The organism is Algoriphagus aquimarinus (assembly GCF_900112005.1).
In the GTDB taxonomy this organism is placed as follows: Bacteria; Bacteroidota; Bacteroidia; order Cytophagales; family Cyclobacteriaceae; genus Algoriphagus; species Algoriphagus aquimarinus.
Genome location: NZ_FOKK01000011.1, coordinates 141,797 through 166,636 on the forward strand (window position 1 = coordinate 141,797; position 24,840 = coordinate 166,636).

General features: G+C 40.4%; 18 protein-coding genes. 5 read left to right on the forward strand and 13 right to left on the reverse strand.

Features of this window, described 5'->3' with window-relative positions:
- Positions 1–773: 773 nt before the first annotated feature.
- Positions 774–2,228: an MBOAT family O-acyltransferase gene (locus BM291_RS14885; RefSeq protein WP_092898815.1), complete on the forward strand. Its 1,455-nt coding sequence runs from the start codon at positions 774–776 to the stop codon at positions 2,226–2,228.
- A 1-nt stretch (position 2,229) separates the two neighbouring features.
- On the forward strand, positions 2,230–3,123 hold the full coding sequence (locus tag BM291_RS14890) for a hypothetical protein (RefSeq protein ID WP_245786889.1): 894 nt from the start codon (positions 2,230–2,232) through the stop codon (positions 3,121–3,123).
- 1,533 nt (positions 3,124–4,656) lie between these two features.
- Here the strand turns inward: BM291_RS14890 and BM291_RS22160 are convergent.
- The gene (locus tag BM291_RS22160) at positions 4,657–6,270 is read right to left on the reverse strand and encodes an eCIS core domain-containing protein (protein WP_217647325.1); all 1,614 of its coding nucleotides are present in this window, start codon (positions 6,268–6,270) and stop codon (positions 4,657–4,659) included.
- 161 nt (positions 6,271–6,431) lie between these two features.
- Here BM291_RS22160 and BM291_RS22065 point away from each other — a divergent pair, with 161 nt between their 5' ends.
- On the forward strand, positions 6,432–6,656 hold the full coding sequence (locus BM291_RS22065; RefSeq protein ID WP_175499716.1) for a hypothetical protein: 225 nt from the start codon (positions 6,432–6,434) through the stop codon (positions 6,654–6,656).
- Positions 6,657–6,785: 129 nt separating this feature from the next.
- Here BM291_RS22065 and BM291_RS14915 read toward each other — a convergent pair whose 3' ends face one another.
- The 9 genes from BM291_RS14915 to BM291_RS14955 all read right to left on the reverse strand — a co-directional run bounded on the left by BM291_RS14915 (position 6,786) and on the right by BM291_RS14955 (position 17,662).
- Complete coding sequence (locus tag BM291_RS14915) at positions 6,786–7,628, reverse strand: endonuclease/exonuclease/phosphatase family protein (RefSeq protein WP_092898823.1); 843 nt, start codon at positions 7,626–7,628, stop codon at positions 6,786–6,788.
- Positions 7,629–7,704: 76 nt separating this feature from the next.
- Entirely contained in the window at positions 7,705–9,471 is a 1,767-nt protein-coding gene (locus tag BM291_RS14920; RefSeq protein ID WP_092898825.1) for a RagB/SusD family nutrient uptake outer membrane protein, read from the reverse strand.
- A gap of 11 nt (positions 9,472–9,482) precedes the next feature.
- Entirely contained in the window at positions 9,483–13,025 is a 3,543-nt protein-coding gene (locus BM291_RS14925; protein ID WP_245786890.1) for a SusC/RagA family TonB-linked outer membrane protein, read from the reverse strand.
- 146 nt (positions 13,026–13,171) lie between these two features.
- Positions 13,172–14,185, reverse strand: coding sequence for a FecR family protein (locus BM291_RS14930; RefSeq protein WP_092898827.1), 1,014 nt, complete (start codon positions 14,183–14,185; stop codon positions 13,172–13,174).
- Between the two features lie 107 nt (positions 14,186–14,292).
- A complete protein-coding gene (locus tag BM291_RS14935; RefSeq protein ID WP_092898829.1) occupies positions 14,293–14,937 on the reverse strand; it encodes an RNA polymerase sigma factor in 645 nt (214 codons plus the stop codon).
- Positions 14,938–15,895: 958 nt separating this feature from the next.
- The gene (locus tag BM291_RS14940) at positions 15,896–16,138 is read right to left on the reverse strand and encodes a hypothetical protein (RefSeq protein WP_092897962.1); all 243 of its coding nucleotides are present in this window, start codon (positions 16,136–16,138) and stop codon (positions 15,896–15,898) included.
- Between the two features lie 110 nt (positions 16,139–16,248).
- Positions 16,249–16,467 (reverse strand): hypothetical protein, encoded by a 219-nt coding sequence (locus BM291_RS14945; RefSeq protein ID WP_175499718.1) that lies wholly within the window; start codon positions 16,465–16,467, stop codon positions 16,249–16,251.
- Complete coding sequence (locus tag BM291_RS14950) at positions 16,467–16,913, reverse strand: DUF5675 family protein (RefSeq protein ID WP_092898833.1); 447 nt, start codon at positions 16,911–16,913, stop codon at positions 16,467–16,469. Before BM291_RS14950 ends, BM291_RS14945 begins: the two co-directional genes overlap by 1 nt.
- Before the next feature lie 2 nt (positions 16,914–16,915).
- On the reverse strand, positions 16,916–17,662 hold the full coding sequence (locus BM291_RS14955; protein WP_092898835.1) for a hypothetical protein: 747 nt from the start codon (positions 17,660–17,662) through the stop codon (positions 16,916–16,918).
- Between the two features lie 771 nt (positions 17,663–18,433).
- On the opposite strand from BM291_RS14955, the gene BM291_RS14960 reads away from it, so the two are divergent.
- Positions 18,434–21,043, forward strand: a complete 2,610-nt coding sequence (locus BM291_RS14960) for a lantibiotic dehydratase (RefSeq protein WP_092898837.1) — start codon at positions 18,434–18,436, stop codon at positions 21,041–21,043.
- A 27-nt stretch (positions 21,044–21,070) separates the two neighbouring features.
- Here BM291_RS14960 and BM291_RS14965 read toward each other — a convergent pair whose 3' ends face one another.
- From BM291_RS14965 to BM291_RS14975, 3 genes are all read right to left on the reverse strand, one after another.
- Positions 21,071–21,799: a LytR/AlgR family response regulator transcription factor gene (locus BM291_RS14965; RefSeq protein WP_092898839.1), complete on the reverse strand. Its 729-nt coding sequence runs from the start codon at positions 21,797–21,799 to the stop codon at positions 21,071–21,073.
- Positions 21,762–22,880: a histidine kinase gene (locus BM291_RS22530; protein ID WP_092898841.1), complete on the reverse strand. Its 1,119-nt coding sequence runs from the start codon at positions 22,878–22,880 to the stop codon at positions 21,762–21,764. The genes BM291_RS14965 and BM291_RS22530 overlap by 38 nt, the downstream gene beginning before the upstream one ends.
- Positions 22,881–23,214: 334 nt before the next feature.
- Positions 23,215–23,418 (reverse strand): hypothetical protein, encoded by a 204-nt coding sequence (locus BM291_RS14975; RefSeq protein WP_092898843.1) that lies wholly within the window; start codon positions 23,416–23,418, stop codon positions 23,215–23,217.
- Positions 23,419–24,326: 908 nt separating this feature from the next.
- Between BM291_RS14975 and BM291_RS14985 the strand changes: the two genes are divergently transcribed.
- Entirely contained in the window at positions 24,327–24,716 is a 390-nt protein-coding gene (locus tag BM291_RS14985; RefSeq protein ID WP_175499719.1) for a MauE/DoxX family redox-associated membrane protein, read from the forward strand.
- Positions 24,717–24,840: the final 124 nt, after the last annotated feature.

A 24,840-nucleotide genomic window follows, 5' to 3' on the forward strand; every position in this document is an offset into this window, starting at 1 on the left:
AAGGTCAGAATGGTAGGAAGCCTGCCGTAGGTAGGCATCGTTTGTAGCCCAGGGTTTTAACCCTGGGTAATAAAGATAATTGGCCATTTCCCTCGGTCCTAGGTCATAATGGGATAGGGATGTTTGTACCGAGGATGGAAAGGAAATATCCAACACGTCCAGCTTCTGGAGAAGCAGGACAACAGAGAGATTGATATCCGTTGACTGGTGTCAGATGTTGGTTGTTGGTTATTGGTTGTTGGTTGTTGGTTATTGGTTGTTGGTGGTTGGTTGTTGGTTGTTGGTGGTTGTTAGGGGGAATTTAAAATGAAGGATCCGACAGCTATAGGAATAAAATGAGGAGTAGGAAATTAGGAAGCCTGGCGTGAACGGACATGAGGTAGGTGAAGTAACATTTTTTAAGTCTAAGGAATGACAACTTTTAGTTTTTATCTTGCTACTTTTCGGATTCATGCATAAAGCCCAAGACTGATCTTTTCCCATCAAATTGCAGAGAGGAATCCCAACTGGATTAAGAAGGCAGGTGGTAACTCTGAAAAAATCCCTTTATTGGGAAAGCATATCTGAGAAGTAGGAATGAGAGGAATTAAGGAGGACTTGAGTGCAGCTATTTCGGAAGGAATTCATCTTTCTGAAGGTTATTTATCTCGAAAAATTAATACTATGAAAAGCTATTGTTTTGGTTATATATTTTAAAGAAGTGACTTATTTATATGTTTATAGATTAGCACCAGGAGTCAATAATTTTTTAATTCAGGAATAACCTATCATCTATGCTTTTCAATTCACTTGACTTTGCTGTCTTCCTCCCAATAGTCTTTGTACTCTATTGGTTTGTGTTCAAAAATAGCCTGAGATCACAGAATTTTCTGATTGTCATAGCGAGCTATTTTTTCTATGGTTGGTGGGATTGGAGGTTCTTGGCGCTGATAGTTTTCAGCACTTTAGTCGATTTTATAGTAGGAAAACAGCTGGACAAAGTTGAAGATCGTCATATACGAAAATGTCTTTTGGTTTTTAGTATTTTAATCAATATTGGCTTCCTAGGCTTTTTCAAGTACTACAATTTCTTTCTAGACAATTTTATCACTGCCTTCACCTTTATGGGTATGCCTATCAAGGCCAATACCCTTAATATTATTTTGCCTGTAGGCATCAGTTTCTATACTTTTCAAACGATGAGCTATTCTATAGATGTCTATAGAAGAAAATTAGTAGCCACGAAGGATCTGGTAGCGTTTTCAGCTTTCGTAAGTTTCTTCCCTCAGCTAGTGGCTGGGCCTATAGAGCGGGCATCCAATCTACTCCCTCAGTTTTTTGAAAGGAGAAAATTTGATTATTTACAAGCGAAGGATGGTTTGCGGCAGGTCTTATGGGGCTTATTCAAGAAGATTGTTATAGCTGATAATTGTGCAGAGTTTGCCAATACTATTTTCAACAACTCCTCCGATTATGGGGGCAGCACCTTAGTGCTGGGAGCTGTGTTTTTCACTTTCCAGATTTATGGGGATTTTTCAGGATATTCTGACATTGCCATAGGAACCTCCAGGTTATTTGGATTCAATTTGATGCAGAATTTTGCTTTCCCATATTTCTCCAGGGATATAGCCGAATTTTGGCGTCGCTGGCATATTTCACTTTCCACCTGGTTTAGAGATTATCTGTATATCCCTTTGGGAGGCAGCAAGGGAAGTAAGGGTCAGCAGATTAGAAATATCTTTATCATCTTCCTTGTCAGCGGTTTCTGGCATGGTGCAAATTGGACTTTTATAGTTTGGGGAGCGCTGAACGCTATTTATTTCATCCCATTGCTCTTATTTGGCACCAACAGAAAGAATCTAGAGACTGTAGCAATGGACAAGAAACGTCCGAGTTTGCGGGAATTCTCTTCTATTTTAGGCACATTTTCTTTGACGGTATTTGCATGGATATTCTTTAGGGCTGAGGATATGAGTCATGCCTTGAGCTACATTTCCGGAATCTTTACCACTCAGCTATTTCAAGTTCCTGATTTCTCTGTCTTCCCTGGAGCCCTTACCCTATTGCTCTTGATAGCGGGATTTCTATTGGTGGAATGGAAGGGCAGATTTGGTCAATATGCTATTTGCAGGATGCAGGCAATCCCAAGTAAAGCACGCCGGTGGTCCATTTATTTTCTGATTATCCTGATCATCGATATATTCGGGAATACTTCAGAAGAGATAGAATTTATTTACTTCCACTTTTGATATGATGATAAAACTGTTCCTCAAACAAGTTTCTATTTTTCTCTTGTTATTAGTGGTGCTCAATTTCTTGTTGTTCTTTTTAATCCGTGGATTTTATATTAAAGATTACGATGAAGTGGATTTAGGGTATTCAGAGTACCTACTTGCGGATTCGCATGGCACTCCTCTCGGTGATTTCACAGAAATCCATGAAGTTCATAATTTTTCGGGACAGAGTGATTCCTACCTAGACATGGAGCGTAAGTTGAGGTATCTGATACGTCATACCACAGTGAAAAAAATCTACCTCAGTGTGGATGACCATACCCTTTCACCAACACGAGAGAATCAAAATAACCTGGACAGATCTGCCTATTATACTGATAAGGAGGATTATTCAAGTTATAAGGAATTCATCTATGAAAAGTACCTTAGGTATTACTGTGTGTTTTTGAATGATAGGTACAGTTTGGTGATCAAGAATTTCCTACAGAATGAATTATTTGATTTTTCTAAGTGGGGCGGCAGTAGATCTAAGAGTTCCTGGGAGGATATGTCTGCTTTGCAGCAAGAGGAGATCAGTACAGATAGAATCAATAATTACTTTGAATCTACTTTCCCTTCAGTGATAATGTCCGGTTCCTTGGAGAGGATTATAGCTATATGTAAGGCAAATGACATAGAGTTAATAGGTTTGAGATTTCCCTTGACCAAGACATATTTAGACATTTTGGACAACGAAAGCTATAACGCTGATAGCATATTGACGATCAACAATTTACACATTATAGATTTTGACAGTTTGTATATGGAGCAGGACTATATGTTTAGAGATATGGATCATTTAGATAAAGAAGGCGGGGAGAAATTTGCAGATATTTTATTCGATAGCCTGGAGGAAAAGAAGGTTTATTGATTTGTTGGGTGTTGGGTGTTGGTTGGGTGTTGGTTGTTGGTGGTTGGTGGTTGGTGGTTGGTGGTTATTAGTTATTAGTTGTTGGTTGTTGGTTGTTGGTTGGTGAATTTAAAATGGGAGGAATTTAAAATTTAAAATTAATTTGCTGGACTTGGGCTTAGCAGTGACCCCCGACCCCTTCCCGATAGTTATCGCGGAGGGGAGAATGGAGTTGGGTGCTGGAGCGAAGAATTTAAAAAGAAGGAATTAGAAATTTAAAATATATAAAAGTAGAGAAGTGTGAGTATCACCCTGAAGGGGTGAAACCATTAATAGCCATGGGTGAAACCCATGGTAAAGAAAGATTAAAGACCATTTCCCTCGGTCCTAGGTCATAATGGGATAGGGATGTTTGTACCGAGGATGGAAAGGAATCCATATGGAAAAGTGGAGACTTGCGCTTAATCAGGTAAGGGCGAATGATGATTCGCCCCTACATAGATTCGGTTTTCACATTGATCTAAAAGGTCAGAATGGTAGGAAGCCTGCCGTAGATAGGCATCGTTTGTAGCCCAGGGTTTTAACCCTGGGTTTAAAAAGACATTTAGGCCATTGCCCTCGGACCTGAGCCTTCTTTTGGAAAAGAATGTTTGTACCGAGGAATGGAAACGAGATGTCGGATCCATCCAGCTTCTGGAGAAGCAGGACAACGGAGGGAATTAAAAATTAAAAATGAGAGGAAGTCGGAAAGCTGGTGGTGACCCCCGACCCCTAAAGGGGAGAATGGAGTTGGGTGCTGGAGCGAAGAATTTAAAATATATAAAAGTGGAGAAGTGTGAGTATCACCCTGAAGGGGTGAAACCATTAATAGCCATGGGTGAAACCCATGGTAAAGAAAGATTAAAGACCATTGCCCTCGGTCCTAGGTCATAATGGGATAGGGATGTTTGTACCGAGGAATGGAAAGGAAATATCCAACACGTCCAGCTTCTGGAGAAGCAGGACAACAGACAGGCAAAAGACGGAAACGTAACCTTGCGGGATGTCGAATTTCGGATGTCGGTAATTTCGAATGTTGAATATCGAATGATGAATGATGAATGATGAAGGTGGAGGCAGGCAGGTTTGAAGACTTGCGCTCAATCAGGAACTTGCTATGGTAAGGGCGAATGATGATTCGCCCCTACATGGATACGGTGTTCACATTGATCTAAAAGGTCAGAATGGTAGGAAGCCTGCCGTAGGTAGGCATCGTTTGTAGCCCAGGGTTTTAACCCTGGGTAATAAAGATAATTGGCCATTTCCCTCGGTCCTAGGTCATAATGGGATAGGGATGTTTGTACCGAGGATGGAAAGGAATCCATATCGGAAAGTGGAGACTTGCGCTAGAGGGTTGTTGGTTATTGGTTGGTTGTTGGTTATTGGTTGGTTGTTGGTTGTTGGTTGTTGGTTGTTGGTTGTTGGTTCCGCCACGGCGGACATGCAAGGGGGAAAAGAACCTTATGGGCAAATGGTATTTGAGACAGAGACTACGGTGGAGAATTTTATCTGTGATTACTTTACTAAGCCTTGCATAAAACTACCTCCACCTCCACCAAAGCCACCTCCGCCGCCGAAGCCATTACCTCCGCCGCCAAAAGGTCCTTTAGAAAATGGATGTTCGTTCGCCGGAGGCATGAAGTAAACCATAGAGGACACTTTTTTACCAGACTCATCTTTCACTTCAGCCAGGGCTGCCTCAAGGATTTCGTTCGGTAAACCAATATTCCTCAATCCTTCTGTAGCCATAGAGATCGCCACTGCAACAGGAGAATCAAACCCTGATGGGGTTTTAGCGGAGTCAAAGAATGGACCTACTACCCTTTGGTTGGTATGGGAATCTCCGAAGCCTACATTTCTTGGATTGTTGGACAATTGATTCACCACCTCATTTAGCTGTAGGGCTGTGGGATTTCCATTTTGCCCAGAAAGTATTTCAAGAATCTCATTAATCCCTTGACCTCCTGTGAGGGCTTGTGCCCAAGTTCTCACCCAATTGGATCCGAAGAATTGCCATTGCTCTCGGTTCTCGTGCAGCCATTGCACAATGATACGAATAGAACTATCAGATAAATGGTGAGTACGATCTAATCCTGCCCCTGAAAGGCTCATCCCAGAGGACATCTTGTCGTGTCCTTGATACTGTGAACTTTGCCCTGACTGCAACATCTCATCGGTGAACTTAGAGCGAAATTCAGTGCGGCTCAGGTTCAATCCCATGCCTACAGATTTGGCCGCTTCCCGATTTGTCCTATCTGATATAGTAGATGAGGTTGAGAATCCCTGCGGTAAGGAATAATGAAAGCCTCTATTACTTGGAGGGGCATATGGAACGATAGTGATATAACCTCCTCGAGCAAACTCGTTGACTATAAAAGAATTAATACTATCTCTACATTGTTGCAGTTCATTAGCCTGTATAGGGTAATTTTGCATGAACCTTAGTATCTCTGGCTGCGAAAGGGCAATCCCAAGTCCATCTACGAGTACTCTTTGAATGATTCCTTCAGACTTCTGCTGTATAGAATTGGCAGAGGAGCTATTCACAACTCTAGTAAATTGAGCTGCTTGTTGAACCTGAGGTGCTTTAGCACCCATCACATCCGCTTCTTTCTCCAGACCTTTATCATCATTCACATTCAGCTCCCCTTTCAACTGCATAGTAGGTCTTACTCTACCTTGTTTCTGCTGAATCACATGCCATGCTTCGTGAGGGAGGTGTTTTTCTTGCCCGGGTCCTAGATGAATTTCTTTCCCTTGGGCATAAGCATGTGCTTGCAATTGAGCAGGTTTGTCAGAATTACGATGCACTTTTACATCGTCTAAAGATATCCCAGATAGATTTTCCATTCCAGTTTTTAGCTTATCAGGTAAACCCGTATGGTTTTCTTTTTTTTGGATGGGCGGCTGTAGTTCAGCGGTATAGTTATCTGCGATAGTCTTAAATTGAACATTTTGCATGGGCTGCTGATTATTATCAGCCATCTCCTGCATTTTCCTTTGAGCAATTGCTTCTGGTCGGTTGTCTATAAATTGAAAAGCAGACTCGCTACTGCTTTGTTTTTGGGAAGCAGGATTTGCCACTGCTTGACTTCTATTTTTTTGCTTATTGTCTGCGTGAGTAAGCATAATTTAATGTTTTCCGATTCTGTTTTTGTCAACTACTTAGGGTCTTGTTTATTAATTGAACTTCAGAGAGGCTAAAAAAATATATACACCTAAGTTTCTATGTATCAAAGTAATGATTATTTCCAACTTAAAAAAGTAGTAGAAAGGAAAGGGGTTGTTGGATGTTAGTTATTGGTTATTGGTTGGTTGTTGGTTGTTGGTTATTGGTTATTGGTTGGTTGTTGGTTATTGGTTGTTGGTTGTTGGTTATTGGTTATTGGTTGGTTGTTGGTTATTGGTTGTTGGTTGTTGGTTGTTGGTTGGTTGTTGGTTGGTTGTTGGTTGGTTGTTGGTTGTTGGTTGGTTGTTGGTTGTTGGTTGTTGGTTATTGGTTGTTGAGAATTTAAAATGAGTAAAGTCTCGATCCAAGTGAAACTCAATTTGGTCAATAAGATAATGGCCACGACGACAGGTCCGCAACAAAAAAAGCCATTAAGGAATTCCTCAATGGCTTTCAAATCCCCTAATAAGGAATACTACTTTACGAAATGTACAGTGGCCACGACAGGTAGATGATCTGAGGGATAGCGTTGGTTTTTTGCATCCGTTAACACCGCATATTTAGACACCTCAAAGTCCTTACTTACATACACATAGTCGATCCGATTTTTCATCGGAGCAGTAAATTGAAAGGAATTAGTCGTTCCTACTGGTCCATATGGAGGCATTTTGGTAGCGGAGTAGGAATCATTGAGCAGCGCGGATAATGCTATTATTTGTTCGGTATCTGGAGTGGAATTGAAATCACCGGTGCATATTACCGGCTTGTTTTTGGCAATTTCTTTGATTTTTTGCACCATAAGCTTCCCGGACTCTTTCCTTGCTACTACACCTTGATGGTCAAAATGTGCATTGAAAACATAGAATTCCTTCATGGATTTTTTATCTTTAAACAAGACCCAAGAGGCAATTCTATTGCAGCAGGTGGCATCCCAACCCAATCCTGGTTTGTCTGGGGTCTCACTCAACCAGAAATCACCTGAATCAATTACGGTAAACCTATCAGTTTTATAAAATATCGCCGAGTGCTCACCGGCTGTTTTGCCATCATCTCGTCCCGCTCCTACAAAAGCAAAACCCGGCATTTCGAGTAGACCATTTAGTTGGTGAATAAATCCTTCTTGAGTACCTATAATATCAAAATTATGGTACTGAATTAAAGCCTTTACGTTTTCTTTCCTAAGTGGCCAAGCGTTCAGACTGTCCTTAGGAGTATCCATTCTGAGATTGTAGCTAGCAATCTTTATATCAGAATTTTCTTGGCTAAAACCAGATATGGATATTAGCAAAGCAAAAATAGTTGCTATATAAATTTTCATGAGATATGAGTTTAGTACACTCCGCAAGTCTTTGTTAGTAAGACTTGCGGAGGTCATTTGAATTGAACACTATAAGTTATTCCCAACCAGGATTTTGTCCTAGTGCAGGGTTTCGGATTAGGTCAGATTCAGGAATAGGATACAGGTATTTTTTTTCCATCCACTGTCTAACTCCTGGATTAAAGATTACTTCACCGGAAGTGCCATTAGAAAGCTGAAGCCTACCGGCAGCCGAAGAAGGGCTTACATCTACAAAAGCGATTGCAGGATTGGTGGACACTGGTTTAGTTCCTTGGTAGAACAATACATCCATTTTTCCATCACTATTGAGATCATATTCTCCCAATCCAGGGACATACATCCCATTCATAGGGGAATCTTCAAATAGCTCACCGATATGCCACCTTCTCAAATCATCTGGACGAAGTCCTTCAAATACCAATTCAACCGCTCTTTCTCTAAATACTTCCAGTAGAACAGGATCTGTAAACTTACCCTTGTAGTAATTAGCCATATAAGGATCTGCTACAGAGGGAAGTGTAGTCAAGGTGGATCCTGTGATTCCGGCCCGGGCACGAAGTGCTCCGATAGTCTCAGTCCATTGGCCTGGAGTCATAGTACCCAACTCAGCCAATGCTTCTGCCTTATTTAATAAAACTTCAGCATACCTCATGATAATATGCGCGTTATCATTTCTACTTTCGTCATCATATGGAAAACGCTCATCATAGGACCATTTGATTGGCTGATATCCTGTAAATGTCTGGTTGAAGTTTGGCGGAGCTACTACTGGGACACCATTCTCCGTACGATGATAATCTCCCAGACGAACCGTTTGCTTCAAACGTAGATCCCTGTTCTTCACTTCCTCTACAAATGGTGTAGTCTTGTATTCAGGGTTGTTGGTAAACGGGGTTCCGTCTAACTTCAAGTAAGTGTTGACAAAATTACGGGTCAGACTAGGTCTGTTGCCAAAAGTCGGACTAATAAAACGGCGATTGGCTGAGCTGAACACCTGAAGACTGGCATCCAAAGCCACGGCCAAAATGGTCTCATCTGCAAATGGCGTTTTAGTAATGAAAATCTCCCTGTAAGAGCGATCGCCCAAAGCTCCTTGATGTAGAGTAAAACCAGTGATTTCGTTGGCTGTGTTTACCACTTCTTGGTACCATGCATCAGCAGTACCCTGCATACCATACTCAGCATGGTATTTTCTATAGGATGCTTCAAATAACGCAATTCTAGTTTTATAAGCTCTCGCTACATGTTTGGTGATCCTAGTGGATGAGGCATCAGAGGTCAAGGTTATATTTTCGATAGCAAAGTCTAGATCCTCCAATACTTTATCCATAACCATAAATCTATCATCTCTTGATCCATAGAGGGTCACACTATCTGTAATCTCAATGGTTTGGTCAATCCATGGAACATCTCCAAAACGTTTTACTTTATCGAAATAAAACAAGGCTCTAAAGAATCGGGCCATTCCTATATAATGGTTCTTTTCTATTACGGAGCTTTTTTCAGCATTTTCGATAAAATAGTTGATATTTCGCAGATCTGACCAGGACCAACCCGAACTAGTAATTGGACTCAGTGCGTTTACAGCAAGGTAATTATCTACCCCATTTCTGGCTACAAGATCTGAAACATCATCTCCTTGAAAAACCCCTACATCAGTACCGGGTAAAATATTATAAAAGGAATTGCTGTAAAGTTCTAACCCATTGGCAGAACCAAATATTGCTTGGTTGCTAGCAGTATCCACTGGAAATTCATCCAGATTGCAGGAAGTGACTGCAGCAAATAAAATGATTGATACTATATATTGAATATTCTTCATGACTGTTCGAATTAGAAGTTAACTGTAAGTCCTGCTGAAATAGCCTTTAGCATAGGATAATTGTACCCATCTCCGCTACCTCCTCCGCTCAGATCACGGTCAGACCCATAGATACTTGTCACGTCCGTGTCTTTTGTTCGTTTATATAAAGAAGACCAAGTCCAGAGATTTTCAGCAGAAAGGTAAATCTTCACATCATTTGCTTTGATTTTTGAGGTCAAATGCTGCGGCAAGGTATAGCCAACCTGAATGTTTCGCAGACGGATATAAGCAACATTCTGCATGTATCGGTCATTAGGCATATTGAGTGCTCTTCCTGTTCCTTGTGCGATGTATCCTACTAACCTCGGAAGGTATGCATCAAAATTCCCCAGTTCCTCTCTGAACATATTGTCTTCATGCCAGCTGGGATATTGATTGTAAGGACGGTTGTATTGTCCCCAGAATCGGGATTCACCAGAAGGATACCAGTCCTGCTTCAATACACCTTGGAAGAAAGCTCCTATAAAGAATCCGTTCCAATCTGCGTTCAAGTTAATACCATAAGTATATCTTGGTTCTGAGTTACCGATGATTGATTTGTCACCGGAATCCCCCACCCGATTAGATCCATGATAGATTTCATCATCACCATCTAAGTTTCTAAATTTCAAGTCACCCACATAATTTTTTCGGGTATTGGTGTTAGGGATATTTGCCTGCGATGGGGAGTTCAGGATTTCCTCTTCTGAGCGAAACAATCCCTCCACCTGATAACCCCAGATTTCACCGATTCTTTGGCCTTCATAATAATCTGTAAGATTCTTGTCTGGATTGTTGTATTTGGTGATATATGCCTTATAATCAGACATGGTCAGTCTGACATTATAATTGAAAGGTTTCTCAGCCACTGTAAAATTATCATTCCAGGTAACAGTTGCTTCCCAACCTGTGGTCTCGAGGTCTGCATAGTTACCTTTAGGTACGGTGGTACCATAGATTCCAGGCAAAGTTGGACCTACTGTAAACATATCAGTTGTCCAGCGACGATACCAGTCAGCTGTAAATTGAAGCTTATTGTTTATGCTGGCAAAATCCAGTCCGATGTCTCCAGTGGTAGAAGTTTCCCATGTAAGGCCCTGAGGAACCACACCAGGCATACTGGTAGCTTGTGGGCGTTGGCCGTCGATAATTCTACCCATTTGAGAAATTGAGAAATTCTCGGTAAAGGAATAAGGGTTGATATTACCATTGCCCAAAGAGCCATAGGAAGCGCGGATTTTCAGACTAGTCAAAAGACTAGGTTTCACTTCCCAAAACTTTTCTTCAGACACAGCCCAACCTACAGAAGCAGAAGGAAAGTATGCCCACTGCTGGTCAGTTGGGAATTTGGAAGAGCCATCATAGCGTCCGTTAATTTCCACGAGGTAGCGGCCCATGTAGTCATAATTCACACGGAAAAAAGAACCTGCAATTGCCCACTTCTGGTAACCTCCGTTGGTCACGATACTTTGTCCCAATGCAAGGTTGAGATCCTCAGCATCTGGGAATACGATGCCGTTTCGTCTGGTGGTCAGGTTGTCATACACCGATGTCTCATAATTGAATCCCACCAAAAGGCCCAAATTGTGGGCATCTTTAAATGTATTCAGGTAGTTGGCATAAAGATTTGTGGCATAATAGTTAGTAGTATTTCTTCGATCCTGGAGATCGTTTGTATTGGTACCGGTGTATCCTGTCACTCCTTCATATCTGCTGTATGGCACCTGCACCCGTTTCTGAAAGTAGCTGTTATCATTGGACTGAAAGGTAAAGTTTCCGTTGAGGGTGAGCTTCTTATCAAATAACTCTGCCTTTGCGGCAAACCGATTTTTCAGGAAGCGCTGTACCTGGTCCACAGCATTTCTTCCTATGTAAGAGTCCCCTACTGTATAGGCTGCTGGAAATGACAAGGAACCGTCTGGGTTCAACAAAGGAGCAAGCGGGTGGCCTTCATCCGCAATATTCCGCCATATACCACTGCCTTCACCCACGTTCAAAGGCTGATGATAAGACATTCGGGAGTAATCTGTGTTGTTTTCCACCTGTAACCAAGGGGTGACTTGAATAGTCCCTTTAGCACGGAGGTTATACATGGCATACTTATCTGTGTTGTATCGGAATAGTCCGTCTTGTCCATTGTATCTACCACTTACATAATAGGAAGTTTTTTCATCGCCACCAGTCAAGGCCAAGTTATGGTCTTGGGCTATAAAGCTGTCTTTATACAATTCTTTATACCAGTCAGTACTGTAATAATATTCGTATTGTCCGGTAGAAGGGTTGACCTCCACCCTTGGTAAGGATGGATCTTCCCATCTCTTTTTTATTTCCTCCAGATAGGCAGGAGAGAATGGCAAGGTTTTATTGATCGCTGTAGGTGTATTTCCGTTGTCATTCCAATTTGACCAGGCATCGCTGAATCCCTTCGCCCAGGGGTAAGATTCGGTAATATTGTCAGGGATGGAGGTCGGAGATTTAGAAGAAAAATTAGAAGAATAGGTAACGGAAACCTTACCTGAAGTGGCCGATTTGGTGGTAATCAAGACTACCCCAAATGCTGCTCTTGCGCCGTAAATGGAAGCAGAAGCGGCATCTTTAAGGACAGTAACACTAGCTATATCATTAGGATTAAGCATTTTGGGATCACCTTCTACTCCATCTATCAGCACCAAGGCACTCCCCTGTTGACCGATGGAAGTAGTTCCTCGCACATTAAAGGAGGGAGATTGGGTAGGCTTACCATCCAACATTTTGATGTTTAGGTTAGGTATAGCCCCAACTAAACCCTGGGCGATATTAGAAATAGGTCTGTTTTCGAAGACTTCAGAATCTACCTGATCTACAGCGCCGGTCAGATTGGCCTTACGTTGCTGCCCATAACCTACTACAACTACTTCATCAAGGCTATTTTCGGACTGGGTCAGAACTACATTAACCACTGTGGCCGTACCTACCGTTAGTTCATATTTTTCATATCCAATAAAGGAAAACAATAATATTTGCCCCGGAGCGACATCCAAGGTATAGGCTCCATCTACATCTGTGACCGTACCTGTAGTAGTACCTTTTACTAAAATGGAGACTCCTGGCATAGGTTCGCCGAATTGATCCCTCACTACACCGGAAATTTTTTCAATTACCAGATTCTTAGCTATTAATTCATCCTGTGTCTCTTTTTGTATAATAACACTGATTGTGTTATTCACCTGCTTAAACCGTAAGTTGGTTTGCTTAGCAACATAGTAAAGATGTTGCTCTACAGTGCTTATAGACTGGAGGTATTCAATATCTCCAGCGTTTTTTAAGGCATCTTCTGTATAGAAAAATTTGAACTCCGAATTTTTCTCAATTGCTTTAAAAAACTGAAGCAAAGATTTTGGCTGCGTTTCCAACACTACTGACACCTCATCTATACCTTTTACCTGGGCTTTAGAAGAGTTTGCGAAGAGAGGACTTACAGTGAGGCATAACATTGCAATACCCCTGGCCAATAGTTTGATAGACATTGCTATAAACGGTAATATTTTTTGCATAATTTTGAATTGAAAGATTGAAACATGGCTCTACCCGAATTCAGAGTGCAATACTGGTAGATTCAGGTGAGCATAACTTGTTTTGATTTCGCAGGAGCGTATTCGTAGTACGTTCCTGTTTTTTGTTTTTATCTATGTCATAGGCACTAGTTAAAATTTAGAGTTATTAACTGATCATTTATTACAAATTCAAATTCCAGAGTTTTGCTCATAACGTTCAACACGTTTCGCAGAGACTCTTGATTATCAAAAACACCAGATGATTTTAAAGCTTTTGGCTGTCCATTTACTCTAATTGTCACCCCATACCATCGCTCCAGTATCTCTACCATTTCATCCAAGGAGGCTTCATCAAACTTCAGTATTCCCTGAGTCCAGAGCACTCTGTCCTCTGACAATACTTTATATTTTTCCAACTCCAGAAACTCAACCGAGAGCATAGATTCTTCACCTGGATTAAGCTCTATAAATTCCTTATTTCCATATTGGTTAAGTTTCACTTTACCAGTGAGTAAGGTTACAGCTACCATTTGGTTTTTATTAAAAGTGGAGATATTAAATGAGGTCCCTAATGCGGTAGTAATGATTCCGTTGGCTTCCACTTCAAATGGATGATCTGGATCCTTTACTACTTCAAAGAATGCTTCTCCTTCGAGTTGAATAGATCGGTTAGATTTAAAATTTTTAGGATAGGTAATAGTACTTTGAGAATTGAGATATACTACTGACCCATCTTCAAGCATTACTTTCGTTTTTTCACCTTTCTGATTGGAATTGGTTATAAAAATATCATCTAACTCTAGCGTATAGCTTTGATCATTTTCTTGACGGCTAAGGATGAAGAAGATAGAAGTAAGCCCAAGGACAAAAAACACCACTGCAGCCCTGAGCCAGGTAAGTCTGGAAATTTTTCTGACTTTAGGTTCCTTTTGCAAGAAAGGTGCAGCGCTGCCCTCCATCTTTTGGTTGATTTTTTTCCAGAGTTCATTATTATCCAAGGACATTTCCCCCTCTTTGATTATCTCAGACCAATGCAGTATTATTTCTGTGGACAGAATCTCTTCAGCCTCTTTTCCATCAAGAAATTCCAAAAATTCTTTTGCCTCTGATTGGGTGAGTTTTCCTTCATAAAACTCCTTGCGCCTATTTTTAAAATCCATTCTATGCTAGTTTCAAAGTTATATAGCCTCAGGATGCAGAAACTACTCACTTGAACTGCGAAAAAATTTGGAAATTAATTGTTAAGCATCTTGATAATTCTTAACAATCACTTAACAATAGAATCAAAAAGTGTCACAACAGGAAAAAGCCAAATACTTACAGAAATGATTTCCAGTAATGCCAGCTTTTTTTTAACCCATTTAGTAGCACGGAAAGATTGATTTTCTACGGTTCGTTGGGAGACATTTAATTTCCCTGCTATCTCTTCAAAAGATTTATTTTCCATATGTCTCATTTTAAAAACCTGCTTTTGAACTGGAGGTAATTTTTCGATGATCTCCATAGAAAGACTGTGGAATTCAGAATATATCAGCTCATCATCAGGAATATGATCAGACACTAGTTCGATCAATGGGATTTGGTATTGCTGAAAGGCAAAAAATCTGGCCTCTTTTCTGTTTTTCTTGATAACCAGGGACCTGACAATGGCAATCATGTAGGCATTGACAGAAAGTGCGGGGTCAAGTTTTACTCTGTTTTTCCAAATATTTAAAAATACTTCCTGAACAATTTCCTCAGCCTCCTCATGGGTCAGCCTCATTTTCTTGGAGATATTATAAATCTTTTGAGAAAATATCCTGAATAATCCCTCAAAGGAAGATTCATCCCCTTGAGAAACTCTTCTAACTAGCTGTTGTAAAAAAAGGGGGTCAATGTTTTTCAAAGTAGTAAATGAATTAAAGCGAGTCAAAGTAAATTATTTGAAGTCCCTCTTCAAAGCTCATATTCAATCTGTAATGAAATGATAATATGAATTTAAAGGAAACTTCTTTGAAAAAAACTTGCATTTTTTCGAATAAATAGAAAACAATTAATCAGGAACTTGCTATGGTAAGGGCGAATGATGATTCGCCCCTACATGGGTACGGTTTTCACATTGATCTAAAAGGTCAGAATGGTAGGAAGCCTGCCGTAGGTAGGCATCGTTTGTAGCCCAGGGTTTTAACCCTGGGTTTAAAAAGACATTTAGGCCATTGCCCTCGGACCTGAGCCTTCTTTTGGAAAAGAATGTTAGTTCCGAGGGATGGAAACGAGATGTCGGATCCGTCCAGCTTCTGGAGAAGCAGAACAACAGACAGGCAAAAGACGGAAAAGTAACCTTGCGGGATGTCGAATTTCGGATGTCGCTAAGTTCGAATGTTGAATGATGAATGTTGAATGTTGAATGATGAATGTTGAATGATGAAGTTGGAGGCAGTCAGTTGACTGCAATATCAAATGCACAAGCCTAAAGGAGGCAGGCAGGTCGGAAGACTTGCGCTAGATCAGGAACTTGCTATGGTAAGGGCGAATGATGATTCGCCCCTACTGGCCTGAAAGGTCAGAATAACCTAGCGATGGGTGCAGCCCATCGCTGAATGTAGAAATGGAATTCCAAGCCCTGAAAGGGCGCAATACAAAATCAATTTGAACCGTGACCATTGGCACAAACGGTGGCAAGGAATTTATAAATTAAAAACCTTCGATGATCCTTGGATTTCGAGAACCTCCAAATTCTCAGGGTAGCACCCAAAATGTCAAAAGGGCGAATGATGATTCGCCCCTACATGGATAGGTGTTCACATTGGCCTGAGAGGTCAGAATGGGTTAGAAACACAAAAAAACCGGAGAGAAATCCCCTCCGGTTTAATATTATCAATAGATTCTAATTAATTCATCAACAGCTTCTCAAATGCTCCGTCATCGACGGTTAATTGAGAGATGGTGACCAAGACAGTTCCGGCTGTCACGGCATATCCAGCGTAGGCGAGCAATACAGCAGGCACCAATCCTGGTGCTGTCAGCACTGCGGTGCCAATAGCTGCGATGATCAATCCGGCCTTTTTCACTTTCTGGAAAAACGGCGGTGTAGGGGCTAATGCCCGGTCTTTTATTTCAGTTAGTATGTTCATTTTTAGTTTTTGGTTGCCAGTTGTTTTTTGAAAAGAGACCGAAGACGGGAGACAGAAGACGGAAGTGTGTCCGGTGTCTGGTGTGCGGTGTCGGATTCAACAAACTGATTTTAATCCCATTTGAGAGGTCGGTTGCGGGAAGTGGACTTGGTATTCCTTTGAAGGATAGCCTTCATCAGTATTTGTTCTGCTTCCAATCGGATAAACGATTCTTTCATTCGGGACAGCTCGGTATTCATCTGCCTGGAGTCCTGAATCAGGAGTTTCAGAAAATAGGCGATGACAGTAAGGAGGAGCGCAATTACTCCTCCCGTAACTGACTGAAACATCAATCCATCCATTCTATTTGATGGCAAGTGAGGTTTAGGGCATGTTCTGGATAGCTCCTTATCTCCAGTGTAGCCTTTTCCCCTCTCTTAAGTGCCTGATCTACCAGATGAAGAAGTTCATCCAAGGCTTTTTGGCTTGGGACTCCCCTACCTTCTCCTGTAATTTCTGACACGAGGACGATGTTTCGGTGCAGTGGCAAGACTCCGATTTCTACCTGAGGCGAAATTGCCTGTTTGATTCCATTTGGAGTTCGAAACAAGTAGAGCCCAGCTTTTCTATTGATGTAGAGGCGCTCCACTTGGTAGACAGCTTCTGGGCAACAGGCAACTGCAGGTTTAAAATGGGCAGAAGGCTTCTCAATAGTGCGACTGAGGATCTGTCCATCATGCAGCAGAGTACCATTGGTACCTCCAGGCCAGCATTCCCGTTCCAAAACCAAGTCCATGACTAGATTACAGAAAGGATGTAAGCAGGATTTTGCGATACATCATTGAGGTCATACTGGTTGCCGTTGACTTGGACCAAAAACTCCAATGTCAATGCATAGAAGTAGTTTTCTCCTTCGACATCAGGTTTGGGAAGAGTCAACGTGACTTCAGGGGCAGTCTGATTATTGATCAGTCTAGGCACTATCGTTGCAATATCCGTATAGAAGGTATTGGCGGTAAAATTTACCGCAGCTCTTATCAGAGATAGCCTGTAGTGCGTAGACCCCTTTGAATACAGCAGGTATTTGGTAGGCACTAGTTCGGGAATGGTTGCGAAAACCGATGTTGCGTCCTCCGAAACCTGTAGCTGCTTTTTCATGACGTTTCCAAATACAGACTTTTCAGAAAACTCAAATCCCTTTAGTAGGCTCATATCACCCAATTCGAATCTTCGCTCGCCTCTGTCGGAAAGAGGGTCTGACTTGACTACTTTCATTGCGATGGAATACAATCTGTTGTGCAGCTTGCCTCCATTGGACTTTAATTCTATTTCCCGGAAAGCATTCTTAAGGAATTTGGCTGCAGTAGCCGCTACTGAGAATTCTTGCATATTTTCCCGAGTACGTTGAAACTTGGGATCATTGAGAAGGCGCTCTTTACTTACTCCTCCTTTGCGCCTGGCAATAAAATTACCATCGCGGTTTTTGTAGAATGAAAGGTCACCTATGGTGCCTTCCAGCTTAATATATCCAGCTTGTTTTGCCATGTGTTCTTTGATTTAATTGTGAAACATGGACGAAATCTGGAGGTATCTATCTGAAAATCAAAACGAAAGTGGAATCCTCGGATTCTATGGATTCTGTATACTCTATGGAATGTATGAACAATGTGGAAAATAGAGAATAGCAGGAAAATACGGACAAAACCCCAAGTATCATGCGGGTATCATGGGGGTATCATGCCTTTATCATGCGGGTATCAATGGGATATCATGCGGGGAGTGACCCGCGAGCGCTTCCCGATAGCTATCGCGGAGGGGAGACAGTTGGGTGTTGGTTGTGGTTGTCCCGATAGCTATCGGGAGTTGTTGGGTGTTAGTTGTGGGTTGTTGGGTGTTAGTTATTGGTTGTTGGTTGTTGGGTGTTAGTTGTGGGTTGTTGGTTGTGGGTTGTTGGTTGGTTCAGCCACGCCAGGATTTGGATGTAGAGAATTTAAAATGAAGCAAGTTGGAATTAAGAAGCCTGCCGTAGAGCCAGTCCCGATTCTTTCTGGATAGGCTTCGTTTGTAGCTCCGCTACGGTGCACAGGCGAGGAATGGAAACGAATCCATATGGAAAAATGGTCTGTGTTGGCATCCCCACCTCTTCCCGATAGCTTTGAAGGAGGGGAGAACGGACAATATTGTTTCAGTTTGGTTTTTAGAGTGGTTAAAAATTAGGCTATGTTACTTTTTAAAGTGTCTGTAACATAAGGAGAGGCGTCTATGTGATTTTCTTGAAAAGGATGATAAAAGCGAATAAAATAGAATCAAAAATCTATGAATTTTCTATTCCGCTCCCCATTATTTGACATTGATCCCAATGATGAAAAAGATATTGAAGAAAATTGGGAACAAGTCTTAGAAGCAATCTCTATTTCCTCCACAAGTTTATACCAGGAAATTGTCAGGACGGCGTATAGAAATCTCAGTCCCCAGTTAAAAAAGAAGGTATACAAGTATATTTTAAGGGGAAGATTCAGAGCTACCCCTTTCGGTAATTTTGCAGCAGTAGGTATAGGTGAGTTCAGTGATTACCCTAATTACAATTTAGATTTACGAGAAACTTCGGCACTACCCTCTTCAAGCAATACAAAAAAGGAGACCAGTTCTGCTACTACAAGTATTGAGTATTTTTATCTGGCTGAGGAGTGTTATGAAAAATGGGGAAGAATGCATTTCCTCTCCTACCTCCAAGAGCAGCAACACTGGGGACTTGTCAGTTTACCTCATACCAAATTATTAGAACTGGTTAAAGAGAAACTCAAAAAGCACAAAGCCATCACTTTCAAAGAATTCAATGGATGGTTTGAAAAACCTGAAAAAGAATTTGCAAAAGAGGTATGGGGGAAATTATTAGATCTCGGGATTCTAAATTCTGAAGCTAGGGTAAATTCTAGTAAGGAAAATTGGACACCAAGTATTGATCTAGTTTTCAACGAGAGCATCAGCATACCAAACAGTGTATTAATAACAATCGAGGATTTTGTGCAAAATGCTGGGCATTTATTTATTCCATCAGACAGTCCTTACTTAGATTCCTTAAAGGTTTGGTTTATTGACAAGTACGATGATCGTTTCCCAGCTCTAACGTTACTTTTAAAGGAATTTGAATTTATCAACAGTGCATTTCTAGGACATTCAAAAATCAGAAATGAAAGTGAAAGCTATTTTGATTTTCATCTCAATTTGGCCTCTACAGAAAATGTAGATTTAAAGGCTATCATTCCTCCCAAAAGCCTTGAAGGAAGTATTTTTGACTTACAATTAGTTTTCAAGTTAGATGAACAAAACACCATTCTAGTCGAGAATACGGTTTGTAATCGTCCTTTTGTCTATTTCGGTAGGTTTAATAGGGAAAAGCGTTTTTTTGATGAGGAGAAAAAAATCAAAGAGGCTATATACCAAGGGAATAGTGTAGTGTATGCAGAGCTGAGGCTATTTGAAACCGAATCTATAGGATCAATTTGTCATACTGAACAGCTCTTTGAATACTATATCACTCCTATTAAAGACTTCAGTCCATATGCAATTCAATTAGAAGACATTGAAATAGGACTAAGGGAGGATAGATTTATTCTGGTTCTCAAAGAGAGTGGAAAAAGAATAATTCCCGTAGTAACCCACCCCCTAAATGGTAAAGAAATCAGTCATCCTTTGATGCGACTGTTGTGGGAACTTGACCATGCTAATCCATATAGATTATTTACTTATAGCTATTCAAAATACCAGGAAAATAAATTCACCCCACAGTTAAATTGGGGTGAGATAATATTACAACCACGAAAATGGACAGTTATTTATTCAAGTTTCAATAGTAAAGATGATTTTAACCTGTGGGCTAAAAAGAACAATATCCCCAACCCGATCCTAGTGGGCTATATGGATAGGGAGTTGCTTTTAAATTGGAATAATGATGTAGATATAGAGATCCTGTGGGCTGAGCTAGGTAAATGGAAGAAAGTTACTTTGAGCGATCCGATTTGGATCAGAAGTACAGGGTATAGGTCGGGTAAAAATAAACCTATCTATCCTCAGTTTGTATACCATCATTCAAAGCCAAAGAAGGAGCAGGATATTTTTCAGTTTGTGAATTCGATAGGACGTAGAGCATCTGATTGCTTATACCTGCTATTTCGAATTCCAGAAGACGAATGTCTTGAATTTCTGAATTACCTATTCTGTCAGGAGGTAATGTATGTATTGAATAAGCAAGCAATTGTATGGTACTATTTAGTTTATCCTAGCCTGAATGACATGCAAGTTAGGGTGCGCTTTTTAAACCTAAATCAAAGCCAAAAAAATGTACTAATGACACTTGTAGCCAAAAAATCAGATGAATCTATTTTCCAGTATGAATTCCGCGATTATTACCCAGAAATCAAAAAGTATGGGTTAAAGGATTTTGTCAAATCTGAGAGAATTTTTAATCTGGAATCCTCTTTTTTAATGAATATAGATGGCAAGGACAGTGAAAAGGCACTTTTTCTTGACAGAGGCCAGAAGCTGGAGCTAATAAGTTGTCTATGGATGACGGTTATATCGCGGGTGAAATTAGTTTCGCCATTCTTTGAGTATGTGAAAAAAAAGATAAAATCCAGTTCAGTAAGTGAGTTAAAAAACGTCAGAAATGTATGGGCAAGCGTACCTACTCCACAAGACTTGGAAGTACCTTATTTAAACTGGATGGAAAACTATACAGAATTAATCTCATCCCATTCCTACATGAGTACTGATGGTAAGGTCTTTCCATTCATCTCAAACCATATCCACATGCAGATTAATCGATTTTTTCCAACTGAAAGAAAAACCATGGAAGACCTAGTTTATTATGTGTTATACAAGAAGTTGGGAAAGGCTATATATAGTGGGGAAAAAGATGGAGACTAGGTAATAGTTGTTGGATATGGGATTGAATCAAACAACTGTCTTAGTGTGGAGATAGGTAGTAAATTCCTTTCTAAACTCCTTACCAATAGGGATTTTATGACCTTTCTCCATGTAGCAGTATGCTTGATCGAGTGCTTTTATTTTCAAGTAATTGACAGCATATGAGCGGTGGACTCTGACTAAAAAAGGTCGATTCACTTTTTCCAAAGAGGAAGAGAATTTACTTCTAGTTTTAATTTCGTCTCCGGAATCCAGAAAAATTAAAGTGAATACGTCCTGTTGCTCCATGAACTGTATTTCGCGGGGTCTAAGCATAACATGCTTTAGATCAGTCTGTTGTTTGATTAGTATGATATCCTCATCGATATTAGCATTTGAAGTTGAAGATTTATCAATGGACATCTTTGCTTTGTAGAGTGCTTCGGATACATCAAAAAACTTTGGTGGTTTAAGTAAGTAATCGACGGCATTAACCTTAAAGCTATCTACCCCATATTTATCATAGACAGAGCAGAAGATTATAGGGATGTTTAAATGGGAGATTTTTTTGGCTAATTCCAGTCCAGATAAACCTGGCATTTTTATGTCTGTAATGAGGATATCAATACGTTGATTCAAAGCTTCGCTTAATGCCCAGAAAGGGTCATCTGTTGAAAATTGGATTGCAAATCCGGGGATTCCAGAAATGTGCTCAGCCAAGATTACTCTTGGCCCCAATTCATCGTCTAGTATGCCAATTTGTAAAATTTCCTTCATATTCAATGTATAAAAAGAGGTTGAATTCAGATGTATTTTCTGATATAAAGAGTTTATAATGATCCCTAAAATGAAAGTTTAAAATTCTATCTACCGTAGGTATCCCGAATTTAGTTGAGCTTTTATTAACTGATAATTCCGGGGAGTTGATAAGGGAAAATGCAAATACTATCATTCCATTTTGAAGAGGTTTGATTTTCATGGTAAGCATACATGGAAAATCGGCATGAAAGCAATTACCATGTTTGAAGACGTTTTCAAGAAACGTCATCAAAGTCCATTTTGGAATTGGGAGATTGCTGACTTGAGCATGGTTAAAGTCCTTTACAACCAAGAAATTGAGTTTGGTGTCAAATCGTTGTTTTTGGCAGAGGATATAGCTTTCAATAGCCAGAATTTCTTCAGAGAGAAAGTTTGATTCCTTGGGCTTTTTATAGCTGTAAGAAAGGACTGCAGTAAAATGCGTAAGATCATCAAATAGTGATTTTGACAAGTGAAGAATTGAAGCTGCAAAATCACTTACAAGATTGAGGACAAAATGAGGGCTTAGTTGTAAGGAATTGTGTTCGACTTGAAGTTTTTCAAATTCTAATTCTAGTTTATACTTATCAGTTTCCAGTTTGATAATAAAAAAGAAGGCCCAAATTATCGTAATAAATAGTAGGAACTTGAAAATTCTAACCAATTCAATTATCACGAAGCTGGAAATTGAGGTGCTTTGAAATTCCTCTGGCCCTAGAAGAAAATATTTAATCAAAAGGAAGATAAGAAAGCCTAAAAGGAAGATAATTACCTGGAGCCTCCATTTTTTCAAATAGACTAAGTTTGGCAGGAAAACGAAAAACCAAAATTGGTTAAACACACCACCTGCGAAATAATTCAGCGCAATAATTTTTATGAAAGTGAATGACATATTAGATGTGAATCTAACCAGTATATCAAGTCCCAAATAGGCAGTCCACAGTATCCAAATGAATGATACAGGATGACTATTTATCTTATTAAATAATCTTTCTACATCAAAACGGCTGTTGTTGGTGATAGTTTCTTGATTAAGAAACTGTCGTAGGATAGTTTTCATATTCACAAACCCCGATAAACATGATAAAAATAACTGAATGCAATCTTTTTGGACAGGCACTTTTACACAGCAAGGTGAAGCTTCTAAATAATCCCCAAAAGAGTGGGAGAAAAGTAGAAACCACCAGCTTCACGAGTGAGTGTTCAACTACTATTACAAGTTTTTAAAATAAGTACATCTTTAAAAGCATCCCTGATATCTGGAAATTGAAAGGATGCTATAAGATCAAATAAAAGTATCCCTATACTGCTGACCAAAAGCAACTAACCGGATCGTCAATCCGGCGGAGAAAAGCTCCAAAGTAAGGATCTGTATAAATTCAGATCCTTTTTTTTTAGCGTTTCTTAAATAAAATATCTGTCAACTCTTTGACGGGGATACGATGAAAATCGGCGAATTCCTGAATTGTAAGCAGATTATGCTTTGCCTTCCCTACTCCCTCCTTTACTTGCTTTAAAACTTTATAAGCATATGACTTACTTCGACCTGTAAAATTCATAATATCCTGAGCATAGATAATAATTCTATCGTTCAGCATTTATGGAAAACATAATAAACGGCTAAAGCATCCATGGTTGCTTAGGCCAAACGGTTACACTCGCAGCGGGAAAATTACATGTAATAAGATAAATATAGTTTCAAATAATTAAATTCCAAACAAACGCTGCTTTTTTTTCATACAATAATTAATTGTTACAATCTGGTTACTAGTAGGTTATGGTTGATTCCGCCATGGAGAACAGGGGTTGGTGACCCCCTACCCGACCCCCGACCCCTAAAGGGGAGCCAGTGATGGGAATTAGGTGTTGTGGGTTGATGGTTGTTGGTTGTTGGTTGTTGGTTGTTGGTTATTAGTTGTTGGTTGTTGGTTGTTGATTGTTGGTTATTAGTTGTTGGTTGTTGATTGTCCCGATAGCTATCGGGAGTTGTTGGTTCCACCACTGGGGATAAGTGTGTTTACGTCATTAATAGTGTTGTCTGCGCTATCAATTAGGAAGTTTTCTCTATTGTTATTGAAATTTGAGCAGGAATAAAGCAGGAATATGAATGTTTATGTTTCGGCTTATTGTAAGCTAAGTATAAGGGTCAATAAAGGGGAAGGATATGAGGGGAAGAGACAACATTGCTACATCAGCTTTACTATTTGTTTTTTTATATACAGGAATTGATAAGCTCCTAAGTCTTGAATCTAGGTGCCAAGCATTCTACCTCTACACCTCACCCCAACTCCCGATACGCTTCGCTTATCGGGACAGGCTCTTACCTCACCCCAACCCTCTCCTAGAGGAGAGGGAGTTAGTCAGTACTAAACAAAACGTTACGATTATGAACAGAATCTTAAGTACCATACTACCTCACCCCAGCTCCCGATACGCTTCGCTATACGGGACAGGCTCTCTCCTTAAGGAGAGGGAGCTTGTCAGTGCTAACTAAGATGATATGATTATGAACAGAATCTTAAGTACCATACTAATACTCCTCTGGACCTATACGGGTCTGGATAAGTTGATCCGATTTTCAGAAAGCAGAAAAGCATTTCATAACCAGACGTTTCCGGGAGAGTTGGCGGAGGTGCTGGCCTATGCAATACCGATAACTGAGTTGCTGCTTGCCCTGCTCCTGCTCTTTGCAGTTACTCGATGGTGGGGATACCTAGGAAGCATTTTGCTGCTGACGGTATTTACTACTTATGTGGGACTGATTTGGGTGGGAGCTTTTCCTAGAGTGCCGTGCAATTGTGCGGGGATACTGGAGAGTCTGGGTTGGGCGGAGCACTTCTGGATGAATTTGGGGTTTATAGGCGTGGCGGTTGCTGGTATTCGATTGGAAGATTGACCCCCGACCCCTAAAGGGGAGAATGGAGTTTGACTTGTCCTAGAATAGGTTTACACAAAACGTAAACTATGAAAAGACAGCAAAAGAAGATAAGAACAGGTGGTTCTTTGAGTTGGGAAGAACG